Consider the following 252-nt stretch of genomic DNA (forward strand, 5'->3'; position numbering starts at 1 on the left):
CAAGCAGTAGGAGCACCTTCGTGGTGTGACTGCGTACCTTTTGTATAATGGGTCAGCGACTTATATTCAGTGGCAAGGTTAACCATCTAGGGGAGCCGTAGCGAAAGCGAGTGTTAACTGCGCGACTTAGTCGCTGGATATAGACCCGAAACCAGGTGATCTAGCCATGGGCAGGTTGAAGATTGAGTAACATCAATTGGAGGACCGAACCGACTAATGTTGAAAAATTAGCGGATGACTTGTGGCTAGGGG

Annotated in this window: 1 rRNA gene; it reads left to right on the top strand. The window is 48.8% G+C overall.

What is annotated here, in order from left to right:
* Positions 1–252 (top strand): 23S ribosomal RNA (locus ATB76_RS26970); the annotation flags it as partial.

This window comes from Vibrio sp. MOR3 (genome assembly GCF_001557775.1).
GTDB lineage: Bacteria > Pseudomonadota > Gammaproteobacteria > Enterobacterales > Vibrionaceae > Vibrio > Vibrio jasicida.